Source organism: Arthrobacter sp. R4, assembly GCF_051365025.1.
Taxonomy (GTDB): Bacteria; Actinomycetota; Actinomycetes; order Actinomycetales; family Micrococcaceae; genus Arthrobacter.
Window position 1 is genome coordinate 40,024 of record NZ_JBLWIJ010000002.1, and the last position, 13,584, is coordinate 53,607.

At 65.6% G+C, this 13,584-nt stretch carries 11 protein-coding genes; 7 read left to right on the forward strand and 4 right to left on the reverse strand.

What is annotated here, in order from left to right:
- Positions 1 to 9: 9 nt before the first annotated feature.
- Positions 10 to 1,713 (reverse strand): RecQ family ATP-dependent DNA helicase, encoded by a 1,704-nt coding sequence (locus ACLKOZ_RS00800; protein ID WP_436472251.1) that lies wholly within the window; start codon positions 1,711 to 1,713, stop codon positions 10 to 12.
- A gap of 230 nt (positions 1,714 to 1,943) precedes the next feature.
- Here ACLKOZ_RS00800 and ACLKOZ_RS00805 point away from each other — a divergent pair, with 230 nt between their 5' ends.
- Together ACLKOZ_RS00805 and ACLKOZ_RS00810 are read left to right on the forward strand one after the other, a co-directional pair.
- Positions 1,944 to 4,271, forward strand: a complete 2,328-nt coding sequence (locus ACLKOZ_RS00805; protein WP_436472252.1) for an FdhF/YdeP family oxidoreductase — start codon at positions 1,944 to 1,946, stop codon at positions 4,269 to 4,271.
- Between the two features lie 204 nt (positions 4,272 to 4,475).
- Positions 4,476 to 6,641, forward strand: a complete 2,166-nt coding sequence (locus tag ACLKOZ_RS00810) for an amylo-alpha-1,6-glucosidase (protein ID WP_436472253.1) — start codon at positions 4,476 to 4,478, stop codon at positions 6,639 to 6,641.
- An 86-nt stretch (positions 6,642 to 6,727) separates the two neighbouring features.
- Here ACLKOZ_RS00810 and ACLKOZ_RS00815 read toward each other — a convergent pair whose 3' ends face one another.
- Positions 6,728 to 7,057 (reverse strand): DUF6457 domain-containing protein, encoded by a 330-nt coding sequence (locus ACLKOZ_RS00815; RefSeq protein ID WP_337350319.1) that lies wholly within the window; start codon positions 7,055 to 7,057, stop codon positions 6,728 to 6,730.
- A 218-nt stretch (positions 7,058 to 7,275) separates the two neighbouring features.
- Between ACLKOZ_RS00815 and ACLKOZ_RS00820 the strand changes: the two genes are divergently transcribed.
- The 3 genes from ACLKOZ_RS00820 (at position 7,276) to ACLKOZ_RS00830 (ending at position 9,362) form a co-directional block, all read left to right on the forward strand.
- On the forward strand, positions 7,276 to 8,472 hold the full coding sequence (locus ACLKOZ_RS00820) for a serine hydrolase domain-containing protein (protein WP_436472254.1): 1,197 nt from the start codon (positions 7,276 to 7,278) through the stop codon (positions 8,470 to 8,472).
- 69 nt (positions 8,473 to 8,541) lie between these two features.
- Complete coding sequence (locus ACLKOZ_RS00825; RefSeq protein ID WP_436472255.1) at positions 8,542 to 8,895, forward strand: GNAT family N-acetyltransferase; 354 nt, start codon at positions 8,542 to 8,544, stop codon at positions 8,893 to 8,895.
- A 32-nt stretch (positions 8,896 to 8,927) separates the two neighbouring features.
- The gene (locus tag ACLKOZ_RS00830; protein ID WP_436472462.1) at positions 8,928 to 9,362 is read left to right on the forward strand and encodes a glycogen debranching N-terminal domain-containing protein; all 435 of its coding nucleotides are present in this window, start codon (positions 8,928 to 8,930) and stop codon (positions 9,360 to 9,362) included.
- Positions 9,363 to 9,532: 170 nt separating this feature from the next.
- On the opposite strand, the gene ACLKOZ_RS00835 is transcribed toward ACLKOZ_RS00830, so the two are convergent.
- On the reverse strand, positions 9,533 to 9,913 hold the full coding sequence (locus ACLKOZ_RS00835) for an STAS/SEC14 domain-containing protein (protein WP_337350303.1): 381 nt from the start codon (positions 9,911 to 9,913) through the stop codon (positions 9,533 to 9,535).
- A 97-nt stretch (positions 9,914 to 10,010) separates the two neighbouring features.
- Here ACLKOZ_RS00835 and ACLKOZ_RS00840 point away from each other — a divergent pair, with 97 nt between their 5' ends.
- A complete protein-coding gene (locus ACLKOZ_RS00840) occupies positions 10,011 to 11,372 on the forward strand; it encodes an MFS transporter (protein ID WP_436472256.1) in 1,362 nt (453 codons plus the stop codon).
- Here the strand turns inward: ACLKOZ_RS00840 and ACLKOZ_RS00845 are convergent.
- Positions 11,369 to 12,388, reverse strand: a complete 1,020-nt coding sequence (locus tag ACLKOZ_RS00845; RefSeq protein WP_337350301.1) for a LacI family DNA-binding transcriptional regulator — start codon at positions 12,386 to 12,388, stop codon at positions 11,369 to 11,371. The two genes, ACLKOZ_RS00840 and ACLKOZ_RS00845, sit on opposite strands and share 4 nt — an antisense overlap.
- Before the next feature lie 162 nt (positions 12,389 to 12,550).
- Between ACLKOZ_RS00845 and ACLKOZ_RS00850 the strand changes: the two genes are divergently transcribed.
- Entirely contained in the window at positions 12,551 to 13,486 is a 936-nt protein-coding gene (locus tag ACLKOZ_RS00850; protein WP_337350300.1) for a dihydrodipicolinate synthase family protein, read from the forward strand.
- Positions 13,487 to 13,584 lie beyond the last annotated feature (98 nt).

Consider the following 13,584-nt stretch of genomic DNA (forward strand, 5'->3'; position numbering starts at 1 on the left):
CCAGCCTACCTAAGCAGGCTTCAGCAGTTTCCGCTTCATGACAGCCTTCCGTGAAAGCGTCTTATAGCCCTCCCGCTCAAACAGGACCGTGATCACATCGTCCTCATAGCGCATCACCAGGCCGGGCCCCCAGGACTTGTGGGTGACTGTGGACTGGAGCGGGAACGGAACATCCTGCTCTTGGCCGGCATGGCCGCCGTCGTGGTCCACCCCCGGGTGCTCCTGCCCGGCCGGGGCGGACTGCCGTGCTGCCTCCGCACAGGCATCGCAGTTGCCGCACGGCTCCGGAAGATGCTCGCCGAAGTAGCCCAGCAGGAATTGCCGGCGGCAGCCGTCCGTTTCGGCGTAGGCGCGCATCATGTTGAGCCGGGACTGGTCCACGCGTTGGCGGGCTTCGGCGAGGCCGACGGCGTCCCGCACCAGCGCGGACAGCTTGGCTTTCGAGGTGAGGCGCACACCCCGTTTGCCTGAGGTCACCGCCCCGGCCTCGTGCAGCAGGTTCAGCAGGCCCGTGACGCGCCGGGGCAACAGGTCCGTGAGTTCTGCCAGGGACGACGCAAAAACAGGGCCGTCCGCCGACCGGAGCACCTTGAGCAGGGCCAACAGTGAATCCGGGTCCGGGGAGTGCGTGCCGAAGAACTTCCGCAGGCCCAGGTCCTCGGCCCGGTAGTGCAGGACAGCAACCGCGGGCTCGCCGTCCCGCCCGGAACGCCCCACCTCCTGGTAGTAGGCATCGAGCGATTCGGGGATGTCGGCGTGGATGACGAACCGGACGTTGGGCTTATCAATCCCCATCCCGAACGCGGTGGTGGCCACCACAGTGTCCAGCCGGTCGTCCATGAACAGCCCAAGGATACGCTCGCGGTCCGCGGCGGAGCGGCCGGCATGATAAGCCTCGGCGCGGAGTCCGCGCGAAGTCAGCTCGGCCGCATACTTCTCTGTGTCCTTGCGTTTGGCGGCGTACAGCAGCCCCCTCCGGACGGCGCCGCCGTTTCCCTCGGCCAGCGCGCAGACCTGCTCCACTACAGCGCGGCGCTTTTCCTTTGCCTCGTGGTGCCGGACCACCTCCAGGCTGATGTTGGGCCGGTCAAAGCCGTGGACCAGGACCAGCGGATCCTTCATCCCCAGCAGCTCCACAAGTTCCTCCCGCACCGGCGGCGAAGCCGTGGCTGTCAGTGCGGCAACCGGCGGGTTGCCCAGCTGCTCCCTGACCGTGCCCAGAGTGAGGTAATCGGGACGGAAATCGTGGCCCCAGGAGGAGACACAATGTGCCTCGTCCACCACCAACAGTGTGGGGTGCAGGGCGGCGAGCCGCTCCACCGTTTCCTTTTTTGCCAGCTGCTCCGGCGCCAGGAACAGGAAGATTGCAGTGCCTGCCTCCACTTTCTGCCAGGCATCTTCCAGTTCCGCGCCGGAGTGGGCGGAATTGATGGCGACGGCGGCGTCCGGCCCCAACACCTCGGCGAGGCCATCGATCTGGTCCTCCTGGAGGGCTATCAGGGGTGAAACCACGACGGCGGGGCGTCCCGTCCGGCGGTGCAAGTGAACGGCTCCAACCTGGTAAATGGCGGACTTGCCATATCCGGTGGGCATCACGGCGAGGACATCACGGCCCTCAGCCAGTGCGGCCATACCCGCGAGTTGGCCGTCGCGCAGTTGGGGCAGTGAAAAAGCAGAGGAGGCGAGCGCGCGCAGCGCAGGATTCTCGGACATGTTGCAGCTCCGGAAGGTGGGTCCTGCGGCCGGTTGCTTCAGCCGTGGTGACCAGCCTACGCGAGGTGGCTGCCGCCGTCGTCCGTGCTTGTACTTGAGCCCGTTGCCGCCCAGCCCTGAACCGGCCACCGTCCTTGACTTCCGGGGGCCCCTGAACAACTGTGGAAAGTGACCGTTCCGCTGATGCAGCCGGCGCGTTTCGGTCTCCGCAGGAACAAGGAGAGTGCAGCGTGACGCGCAAGAACCCCAAGGTGGAAGAGGCCGACGAGTCCGAGATCGAGGTCAGCGGGCATCCTAAGACGTGGGCGGCGGGTGTTCCCGGCGTGTACCACTCCATGCAGCCGGCCTTGAAGCACATGGGCGCGGGCCGGGCAGCAAAGACGCTGCTGGCGCTGAACCAGAAAGACGGCTTCGATTGCATGAGCTGCGCCTGGCCGGACCCCGGGCACCGCAAGACCTTTGAGTTCTGCGAGAACGGTGCCAAGGCCGTCACCTGGGAAGCGACGCCCGTGGTGATCGGTTCCGATTTCTGGGCGGAGCACCCGGTCAGCGAGCTCCGCGAACGCTCCGAATACTGGTTGGGGATGCAGGGGCGCCTCACGGAACCCGTCTACAAGCCCGCGGGGGAGGACCACTACCGCCCCGTCAGCTGGGAACAGGCGTTCAGCATCGTCTCGGACAAGCTCAAGGGCCTCACTTCCCCGGACCAGGCCACATTTTACACCAGCGGCAGGACCTCCAACGAGGCCGCATTCCTCTACCAGCTGTTCGTCCGCGCCTACGGCACCAACAACCTGCCGGACTGTTCCAACATGTGCCATGAATCCTCGGGCTGGGCGATGGGCCAGACCATCGGCATCGGCAAAGCAACCATCTCCTACGATGACTTCGCCAAGGCGGACCTGATTGTCATCATGGGCCAGAATCCGGGGACCAACCACCCGCGGATGCTCACTGCGCTGGAGGAAGCCAAAGAGGCCGGGGCCAGCATCGTCGCGGTGAACCCGCTGCCGGAGGCCGGCCTGATGCGCTACAAGAACCCGCAGACGGTCAAGGGCATCGTGGGACGCGGCACAGATCTGGCGGACCAGTTTATGCAGGTCCGGATCGGCGGCGACATGGCGCTCCTGCAGGCCGTTTCGAAGCGGGTGCTGGACGCCGAGGCCGCTGCCCCTGGCACCATCCTCGACCATCAGTTTCTCCAGGAGCACTGCGAGGGGCTGGAGGAACTGCGGACCCATCTCGGCCACCTGGATGAAGCCGCGGTCCTTGAGGCGACCGGGCTGCGGACCCAGGAGATCGACGAGCTTGCGGACCGCTACCTGAGGGCGGACAAGGTGATCATCACCTGGGCCATGGGCATCACGCAGCACAAAAAGGGTGTGGCCACCATCAAGGAGATCATCAACCTGCTGCTGCTCCGCGGCAACATCGGCAAGCCGGGCGCCGGCGCCTCGCCCATCCGTGGCCACAGCAATGTCCAAGGGGACCGGACCATGGGCATCTGGGAGCAGATGCCGCCGGCCTTCCTGGACTCGCTGGGCAAGGAATTCAACTTCGATCCTCCCCGCGAACACGGCGTGGACGCCGTCGAAACCATCCGGCAAATGCGCGACGGCGGCATCCGGGTTTTTGTGGGGCTCGGCGGCAACTTCGTAGGGGCCATTTCGGATACACACGCCGCGTTCGCGGCGATGGAAAACACCGAGCTTTCGGTGCAGATTTCCACCAAGCTCAACCGTTCGCACACCGTCACCGGCGCCGAAGCACTGATCCTGCCCACCTTGGGCCGCACGGAAATCGACCTCCAGGAAACCGGGCCACAGTTCGTTTCGGTGGAGGACACCGTTTGCGCCGTGCACGCCTCACACGGAACGGTGGACCCCGTAGCGCCCGGCCTGCTGTCCGAGGTGGCTATCGTCAGCAGGCTTGCCCAGCACGTAGTGGGGGATTCGGTCCACGCAGACTGGGGCGGTTTCGAAAGAAACTACGACCTCATCCGTGACCACATCTCCCACGTGGTGGTGGGCTGCGATGACTACAACCGGAAGATCCGGCAGGAAGGCGGCTTTGTGCTGCCCAACGGGCCCCGGGACTCGCGGACGTTCAGCACCCCCACCGGCAAGGCGATGCTGACGGTCAACGAACTTGAGCACGTGGAGCGGCCCGCGGGGACGCTGATCCTGCAGAGCATGCGCTCACACGACCAGTTCAACACCACCATCTACGGCCACAACGACCGCTACCGTGGCATCCGGAAGGGCCGCGAAGTGGTGTTCGTCAGCCCCGGGGACCTGGCCGAGTTGGGCCTCAGTGACGGGCAGCATGTGGATATCCACGGCGTTTACCACGACAACGTGGAGCGCGTGCTGCGAAACTTCCGGGTGGTGTCGTACCCCACGGCCCGCGGCTGCGCTGCCGCCTACTATCCCGAAGCCAATGTCCTGGTGCCGCTGGAGAGTGTGGCGGAGGGCAGCCAGACGCCTGTGTCCAAGGCGGTCATCGTCCGGCTGGAGCCGGTGCCCGTGCTGGTTGAGGAACCGACTGCGGCCGGATAGCGGGAGCCGGCGGCCACAGCAAAGGAACAGGGCAGGACTCCGTGGAGGCAAGCTCCGGCGAGCTCATCAACCGCCACTGCACGCGCTCTGGCGCGGGCGCAAAGACCGGCGTAGCGTCAATTTGGGACCGATGAAACTGGCGGCCAACGCAGAGCCAACCTAGTCGCCGCGGCACCCAGGTCAAATGGTGTTGGAGGAGCCGGGATGGCTGGATGGAATGCTGACACAGCGGCCGGTCCGCTGGGGGCTGGAACCGTAACCTTGGTCGAGGGATCCTCATTTTGCATTTCCCTGCCGAATGGGGATATCCAATCTGAGCATCCGCACGGCGTCTTCGTCCAGGACACGCGCATCCTCTCCGGCTGGAACCTCACCATCAACGGGCAGGTCCTGGAACCCCTCGCCGGGGAAATAAAGGAACCGTACCGGGCCTTGTTTATCGGCCGGGTACCCCGGACAGACGGGTACGCGGACAGCCCGCTGATCGTGGAGCGGCTGCGTGAAGTGGGGACAGGAATCCAGGAACAGGTCACTGTCCGCAATTTTTCGACGGAGCCCGCCGACTGCGTGATCTCCCTGCGGGTGGAGGCGGACTTCGCTGATCTTTTCGAGGTGAAAGAGGCCCGCGTACAGCGTCGGTGGAAAGAAACCCGGAATGTTGACGAAGACACACTGGTCCTCCGGTCCGCCTGGAAGGACGTCCGGAAAGGCATTCGGGTGCAGGCGCCGGGAGCCGACCTGACGCAGGAGGCTTTGACCTACCGCGTGTCCCTTGCGGCCCATACGCAGTGGAGCACCATCCTCACCGTGGTGCCCAGCACCGACGCGCCGAGTCCGCCGCCGCCGTCGTTCCTTCATACCGACGCCGACGGGTTGTCTCCCCGCGACGTGCGCCGCCGGGAGTGGGTGGCCAAGATTCCGGTGCTGCACATGGGAAACCGCTCCATCGAGCGCACTCTGAGGCGCAGTTACGACGACCTCGGCTCGCTCCGCATCGAAGATCCGAACCATCCGGAGCGCGTCGTTGTGGCCGCCGGGGCGCCGTGGTTCATGACCCTGTTTGGCCGCGACTCGCTGCTGGCTGCCGAAATGGCCCTACCGGTGGACCCGTCCCTTGCGCTGGGCACGCTGCAAACGCTCGCAGACCGGCAAGGCGCCGTTGTGGATCCGATGAGCGAGGAGGAACCGGGCAAGATCCTGCACGAGGTCCGGCTCGACGTCTCCAGTGGGCTGTCGCTGGGAGGCAAGTCCACCTATTACGGCAGCGTCGACGCAACTCCGTTGTTCGTGGTGGTGCTTGGATCTGCCAGCCGCTATGGATTTTTTGGGGAAACCATCGCCGCCCTGATGCCTCATGCCGACCGGGCACTGGAGTGGATCCGTGATTATGGAGACAAGGACGGAGACGGTTTTGTCGAGTATGAACGACTCAACGACCAAGGGCTGGTCAACCAGGGCTGGAAGGACTCCTGGGATGGGATCAACTTCGCCGACGGCCGGCTCGCCGAAGGGCCCATCGCGCTCTGCGAGGTACAGGGGTACGTCTATGCGGCTTACACCGCCCGGGCCTGGATGGCGCACGACGCCGGGGACACCGCCTTGGCAACTGACTACGCCGCCCGCGCTGCCCGATTGAAGAAGCAGTTCAACGAGCAGTTCTGGATGCCCGACCACGGATACTTCGCGGTAGCACTTGATGGCAGAAAACGGCAGGTCGACGCCTGCGCTTCGAACATGGGCCACTGCCTCGTCTACGGCCTCATTGACGATGACAAAGCACCGCAGGTGGTGGAACGGCTGATGTCCCCCGAGATGTTCAGCGGCTGGGGAGTGCGGACGCTGGCAAGCGACATGGGCGCCTACAACCCGGCGAGTTACCACAACGGCTCGGTCTGGCCACACGACAACGCCCTCATTGCGAGCGGTCTGCTGCGGTACGGTTTCATCGCCGAGGCACAACGGATCTCGACTGCCCTGCTGGAGGCAGCCGATTACTCAGGGGGCCGGTTGCCGGAGCTGTTCTGCGGTTTCAGCCGAGAGCAGACCGCCCAGCCCGTGCCGTATCCGACCGCATGTTCGCCCCAGGCCTGGGCAGCGACGACGCCTATCCGGCTGGTGACAAGCCTGATGCGGTACGACACCCACGTGTCCTTGGGCGGCGTATGGGTGGATCCAGTACTTCCGGAATCGTACGGAGACCTGCACATCACCAATGCCCCCTTGGCCGGCGGTCGGATCACCATCGATATTGCCAAATCAGTAGCGTCCGTCCAGGGGCTGCCTGAAGGTATAGAACTGCGCCAGGGCAAGCGGCCGTACCTGACGGAACTGGTGGAGCAGGCCGGCCTGCATCGGGAGGCATCAGCCTGAGCGGCCGTGGCCCGCAGGAGCGGCGCCGGCCCCCTCTGCGGGCCCGGCCCCCTATGTGTCAGGGCAGCTGATGGGACCGACTTCCGTTATTGCGCGGTGTCCGCCCAACCCGTGGCTGCCGGGCCGCCGTCGTGCCCGTCCTCGCACAGCCGGAACGCGACGTCGGCCGCCTGCGAAACTGCCGCGGAGGACGCCTCCTTGGACCCGGCGCTGCCGTTGCCGGCTGCGAGCCCTGCCGCGTAGCCCACCAGGAACGTGGTGACCGGAGCTGCGGCGTGGATCACCGAACCGGCAGACTTCCGAGCCAGGTCAAGGAGAAGCTCCTGGTCCACGTCCAGGTCCAGGATCTGCAGCGCCTGGGCCAGCCGCTGGGTCCATTGGTCCAGAACCACTGCTTCGTCGTCGTTGACGGCCATGCTCTCTCCTAAGTCCGTGGGTCAGTTCCTTGTTCGCTTGGGCGCGATGCCCTCGACACTGCGATGCCCTCGACACTACAAGGCCAAGCGGGCTGAGTCACTGGGTACCGCACCGTCCTTGACAGCCTTTGGCGCCCTGAGGAATATCGGAGGTGCCGGTGCTGCTGGCGGTCTCTTGGGAGTCCAGCTGTTGACCGGCCCCCTTGAAGGGACATGGGATGCAGGCTGCCGTTCATGCTTTCGGGTCCTCCCGGCTTGCGTCCGCCCTGGCCGCGGCCGTGCTGGTGGCCTCCCTCGCAGGCTGCACCGGCGCCCCGGATCCCCCTGACCAGCCTTCGCCGACCGCCGCATCCCCGACAGCGACGACGACGGCCCCAACGGAGCCAGCCTTCGCCGCCGTGCTGAAAGATTACAGCGAGAACGTGCGCGCCGGGGGAGCCACCGCCGTCATCGTCCAGCTCAAGTCGAGGGTTGGGGAGTGGTCCTCGGCCGACGGCGTCCGAAACCTGGAAACCCGGGAACCCGTACAGTTGACCGACCAGATCCACGTTGGCGATATCACCATGACCATGGTGGCGGTGTCGGTCCTGAAGCTGGTGGAGGAGGGGGAAATCGAGCTGGATGACGCCATCCAGGAGTACCTGCCGGACTTCGAAAGCATCATCAAGCCGCCCGGACCCATCACGATTCGCAGCCTCCTCAGCCACCGGTCCGGGATGCCCGACTACTGGTATGCCTTGTTTCAGATGGGTAAGGCAGGGGACCAGCCCATGAGCCTTGAAGAGCGGCTCGGTGCCGCTGCGACCGCCCGCTGGACCGGAGGGTCAGGCAGCCTCTACAGCTACTCCAACACCAACTACTCGGCCCTTGCCCTCCTGGTGGAGAAGCTGCGGGGCCAGGACATTGGAACGGTCATCCGCGCAGACAACGTAGAGCCGCTGGGGCTGCAGGACACCCTCATGACCGGTGATGAGCCTGGCCCGCGGCAGCTGGTCCACGGCTATACACAATCGGAAAGCGGAGAGCTGGTGGACAACGCGCTCAGTCCGTTCCACCGCGGTTCCCCCGACGCCGGTTTGATTTCCACCGTCCCTGAACTCAATACGTTTTTCGCTGCCCTGCAGAAAGGGACCCTGGTGACGCGGCAAACCTTGGAAGAGATGCACCATCCCAAATATCAAGAGTTCGGCCTTGGCCTGGTCAGGCGGTACGACTCCTGCTCCAATAACGACTACTTCGGCCACATAGGGGTAGTGCGGGGATATGCAGCGCTGGCACTCATCAGCGCCGACGGATCCCGCCAGGTGGCCATGGCCGTGGCACGCGCTCCCAAGCCGGACCTGATTGGCTTCGACGACCCGCAGGCCGTCGAGATGGCCAAAGCCGCCGTGGACGCGCTGAACCTGGCCTGTTAGGCGGCTATTGAAATAACGGCGCGCGTGCCGAGGTTAGGCTGTATCAGAAACCGAACCGAGGAGACCTCCGTGAATGACGCCACCATCCGCCACAACCCTGAACGCGAGCGCTTCGAAGTGCTGGTGGCCGGAAACGTCATCGGCAAGGCGGCCTACAAGGATTACGACGGCGGCAGCTCACCGCAGAGGATTTTCTACCACACGGTGATCAATGAGGAATACGGCGGGCAGGGGCTTGCGGGCAAGCTCGCCACCGCGGCGCTGGATGAGACTGTCAGCGCCGGCTTCCGGGTCGTGCCGGTTTGCCCATTTATCAAAAAATTCATCACCAAGAACCCTGAGTATGCCAGTGACACCGCACCAATCGCTCCGGCGCACCTGGAATTCTTGAACGACGCCCTGGCTCCGCGGGCCCGCGCGTAAAGCCGGCTGTCCGGGGATGTGAAACCCTTCGCATCCGGAATCTCGGTAGGGAGCCCATCACCGCCCGGTTGGTCCTGCGGGCGGGCACCGATTTCGCTGACCAATTCACTGTGCGCACTGACGGCAGGACCTTCGACCTCAGTGGCGCCGCGAGCAGCCTGACGGTGGTCGACGGCGGCGCCCTGACTTTCGATTACACCCATACTTTCCGGGGCCGGACCTTCACGGCCGGCGTCGAGCTCATGGCGTCGAGCTCACGGCGAGCATCGCTCCGGCGGTCCGCCGGGAGCCGTGGACGGGCGCTTCGTCGGCGTCGTACTGTCCTGGGACCTGGCATTGACGGCGGGACAGACGCCGGCCCTGGTGATCTCGGCCGCTTCCCCCGGCGGGCAGGCGGACCCAGCCGCCGTCGTGCGTTCCCCGGAGGGGCTGACCGCGTTGGCGCGGCAGAGCCTCAAGGACCTTGACTCGCTGTTGATGCCGTGCCCGCGGTGCCGCACGGCCTGGTGCGGGAGCAGTGGAAGTGACTTGCGCTGCCGGACCGGATGACGGCGTCGGAATCCCCGGAACGGTGCCCGGAAGCTAAAGCGTTCGGGCGGCCCAGGACCGTTCCCGCGACGCCGGGTTTTCCGCCCCTTTAGTTGGCGGGCTCTGCCAGCAGCCAGGCCATGGCATCGTCCCGGGAAGTGAAGAACCGGGTGGGGCATGGCGGGACGTGCAGGCTGAGGAAAAAGTTGGCGAGCACCCGATCCACCGGGCTTGAGCCCAGCAGGGCGATCCTGGACGCCGCGCACGGAATCGAGAAGACGGCCCGGGCCTGGCGGCTCACGGACTCGGTGGTGGCCATGTCAACGAGCATCGGATACTCATGGCCGTCGGCGACAACGTTAACTGCTGCCATGGCCTCCTGGGCATCCACTTCCTCGATCCGGACACTGCGGTTCCAGACCAGGTGGATGTACCTGCCATCCTCCAGATCTACCGTGCCCTTGCCGCCTTTGACCGTGATCGGTTCCATACTGCCCCCAGAAGTGTCAGTTGACCACATCCTAGTCCCAGCCGCGGCGGCGGTCACAAAATCGCGGATGTAAAGGCCTGTGCGCCAGACTGTTTCCGTGAGCAACAAACCCCGGACCGGTCTGGCGGTGGCAGGCCTGAGCCTGGGCACCGCGCTGAACCCCCTGAATTCCTCTATGATCGCCGTGGCGCTGGTGGTCCTGCGCGCGGATTTCGGGCTCGACGTCGCTACCGTCACCTGGGTGATCACGTCCTTCTACCTCGCTTCCGCCGCCGGGCAGCCGCTGATGGGCAGGCTGGCGGACCGGTTCGGGCCGCGGCGCATGTTCATGCTGGGAATGGGCACTGTGGCCATCACGTGCGCGCTCGCTCCCTTTTCACCCAACTTCGCCCTGCTGTGCGTGGCCCGCGCCGTCATGGCGTTGGGCACCGCCACTGCCTATCCCAGCGCCGTAGTCATGGTCGGTGCCATCGCGCAGCGTGCAGGAACGGAATCGTCACGGCCGCTCGGCAGGATCCAGATGGCAAACACCTCCGCGGCGGCGGTGGGACCGGTGGCCGGCGGCCTGCTCGTAGGCCAGGTGGGCTGGGAGGCACTCTTCCTGGTTAACGTCCCGCTGGCATTGGCAGCCCTTCTTATCGTGCGGAAGGTGGCCCCGGCGGACGGGGTCCGGGAGCGGGGGAGTCTTGCCCGGCTGGCCAAGGATTCGGACATCCCCGGGATCGCAGCTTTTGTTGGTTCCCTTCTGCTGGTCATGATGGCGCTGCTGGATGTGGCCCCTGGCTACCGCTGGTGGATGCTTGGCGCCGGAACCGCCATCGCCGCACTGTTTGTGTGGCGCGAACTCCGCTTCAGCCCGCCGTTCCTGGACCTGAGGCTGCTGGGCCGGAACCGGCCGCTGATGCTGGTCTACCTGGGGTTCGCGGTCTTCAGCAGCGTGTACTACTTTGTCTTTTTTGGCCTGCCTCAACTGCTGCAGGAAGCCGGTGGCTATGACCCCGGGCTGGTGGGGCTCCTTATGCTGCCGCTTGCCGCGATGTCTGTGCTGGCCACGCCCTGGGCTGTCCGGGCCATGGGAAAATTCGGCGTACGGCGCGTGCTGATTGCCGGCGTCGTACTTTTGACCATGGTGGCAGCGCTGATGTGGCTGCTGACCGGATCACTGGCCATTCCCCTGGTGCTGGCGCTCACCACGCTGATGGGCATTCCCTACGGGACGGTGGGCATTGCCACGAACCAGGGCATGTTCCTCTCGGTCAGGCCGCAAGAGCGGGGGGTGGCAGCCGGAATCTACCAGACCTGCCGATATGTGGGAGCCATTACCGCCACAGTGCTGATCGGTGTCTTCGCCGGCGGCGGTGTGGACCAGGCAAGCTGGGGCCTGATGGTGCTGGCCATGCTGGTGCTCAGCGCCGTGGCGTTCGGTGTGACCCTGCTGTGGCGGGCGCCAAAAGCCTAGGCGCCGCGCTGCGGTGGCCCGCTGGATTCGCGCGGAATCAGGGTGGGCATGGCCTTACGGATCCGGGGTTCCCTGCCGGGGTTCACGATCAGGTCGATCGCGTTGCCCGCAATCTGGTCCAGCGGGACGCGTACGGAGGACAGAGGAGTGGCGAGCCGCGACGAGAGGGGAATGTCGTTGTAGCCCACCAGTGCGAGATCCCGTCCCACGATCGCCTGGCAGCGGTGCGCCGCCGCGATAATGCCCATGGCGAGGTTGTCGTTGGCGGCGAAAATAGCAGTGGGGCGCGGGCCGCTACCCAGCAGCGTCTCCCCGGCCGCGAAGCCGTTTTCGATGCCATAGCCAGCCGCCAGCAGCCACTCTTCCCGCGGGGTGACGCCAGCCTCCTCCATGGCCCGGCGTGCACCGGCCAGGCGGGCCGTCCCCGTGGAAGTGAAGGACGGACCCGTGACCACCGCGATGTCACGGTGGCCCAGGTCGATGAGGTGCCGCGTGGCAAGGTACCCGCCCACCTCGTCGTCGCCGAGGGCTGACGGGCTCACGCCGTCGGTACGCAGCACCAGGGCGTGTGCCACTTTCCGCTGGCGCAACAGTTTGGGAAGTTCGTCGTCGAGCCTGGCCGTCGCAAGGATCAGCCCGTCAACATTGCGGTCCAGCAGCGTCTCCGCAGCGCGGCGCTCATCGTCCGGGTCATCCCCGCTGGTGGCCACCATGGCGAAATAGCCGCGGTCCGAGGCGGCGCGCTCCAGTTCTTCGAACATCAGGGCCATCACGGTGTCGCTGAGGCGCGGGACCAGTACCCCCAGGGTCCGGGTTTCGCCGCGGCGCAGGCTGGACGCGAAGGAGTTCCGGCGATAGCCAAGTTCCTCGGCAACCTTCCGGACGTGTTCCGCCGCGGCGGAGCGGGAGGCGGTTCCGCGTTCATCCAGGGCCCGGCTGGCCGTGGAAAGGCTCACCCCACTGGCGGCGGCAACGTCCCGCAGGGTAACGGTGGTGCCGGGTGCGACCGGTTCCATGTGGGGTCTCCTCTTCACGATTGTCCTAGAAGACACTCTATTTCCTCCTTCTTTCACAGTTGGCCCTTGACAGTGAGCTGGAACACACCGCACAATGAAAACGTTCCCGCAAACGTTCTCACATTAGCGGAAACCACCGACTACAAGACAGAGGAAGCTCTCATGACCATCGATCTCCGCGGGCTGGTTCCCGCTCCCGTAACCCCGTTCACCCGCGACGGAGCCGTCGACGTCGACGCGATCCACCGCCTGGGCGGCTGGCTGGCCAGTGTTGAAGGCGTCAAGGGCCTGGTGGTCCTCGGCCACGCCGGCGAAGGAACCTTCCTGACCCAGGACGAGCAGGCCCTCGTCATCCGTGAATTCAAGAACGCCGTCAATGGCGGGATCCCGATCATCGCCGGCATCACCGGTGAGGGCAACACGGTCGCTGCCCTCGAAGCCAAGCGTGCAGTGGAAGCCGGCGCCGAGGCCGGCCTGGTCTACCCCTCCCACGGCTGGCTCCGCTTCGGCTACCAGAAGGGCGCACCCCAGACCCGGTACAAGGAAATCTACGAAACGTCCGGCCTGCCGCTGATCCTGTTCCAGTACCCGGATGCCACCAAGGCAACCTACGACCTCGAGACCCAGCTGGAAATCGCCGGCCAGGAAGGCGTCTTCGCCACGAAGAACGGCGTCCGGAACATGAAGCGCTGGGACACCGAAATCCCCGTCCTGCGGGCAACCTACCCGGACCTGCAGATCCTGACCTGCCACGACGAGTACCTGCTCCACACCATGTTCGACGTCGACGGCGCGCTGGTGGGCTACGGCGGACTCGCGCCGGAGCCGCTGGTTGAGCTCATCGCCGCCGGTAAGGCCAAGGACTATGCCGCCGCCCGCGCCATCCACGACCGCCTCCTGCCGGTCACTAAGAACGTCTACCACCGCGGTTCGCACATGGAAGGCACCGTCGCGCTCAAGGAAGGCCTCGTAGCCCGCGGCATCCTGGACCACGCCACTGTCCGCCCGCCGCTGCTTCCCCTCGCCGAAGGCGCCGGCGAGGAAATCGCTTTGGCCCTCAAGTCCGCCAACCTCGGCAGCGTCACCGTCCCTGCCTGACCAGCGCTGCTGATCCAGCACGGTCTGACCAGCGCTGCCTGATCCAGCACGGCCTGATCCCAGGATCTATCGGGATGGCGGGCACCGCCCGCCATCCC

Excerpts from the sequence above, each read along its gene's own strand:
- ACLKOZ_RS00800 (WP_436472251.1), bottom strand. The coding sequence starts at position 1,713 with ATGTCCGAGAATCCTGCGCTGCGCGCGCTCGCCTCCTCTGCTTTTTCA.
- ACLKOZ_RS00810 (WP_436472253.1), top strand. The coding sequence starts at position 4,476 with ATGGCTGGATGGAATGCTGACACAGCGGCCGGTCCGCTGGGGGCTGGA.
- ACLKOZ_RS00815 (WP_337350319.1), bottom strand. The coding sequence starts at position 7,057 with ATGGCCGTCAACGACGACGAAGCAGTGGTTCTGGACCAATGGACCCAG.
- ACLKOZ_RS00820 (WP_436472254.1), top strand. The coding sequence starts at position 7,276 with ATGCAGGCTGCCGTTCATGCTTTCGGGTCCTCCCGGCTTGCGTCCGCC.
- ACLKOZ_RS00835 (WP_337350303.1), bottom strand. The coding sequence starts at position 9,913 with ATGGAACCGATCACGGTCAAAGGCGGCAAGGGCACGGTAGATCTGGAG.
- ACLKOZ_RS00845 (WP_337350301.1), bottom strand. The coding sequence starts at position 12,388 with ATGGAACCGGTCGCACCCGGCACCACCGTTACCCTGCGGGACGTTGCC.
- ACLKOZ_RS00850 (WP_337350300.1), top strand. The coding sequence starts at position 12,551 with ATGACCATCGATCTCCGCGGGCTGGTTCCCGCTCCCGTAACCCCGTTC.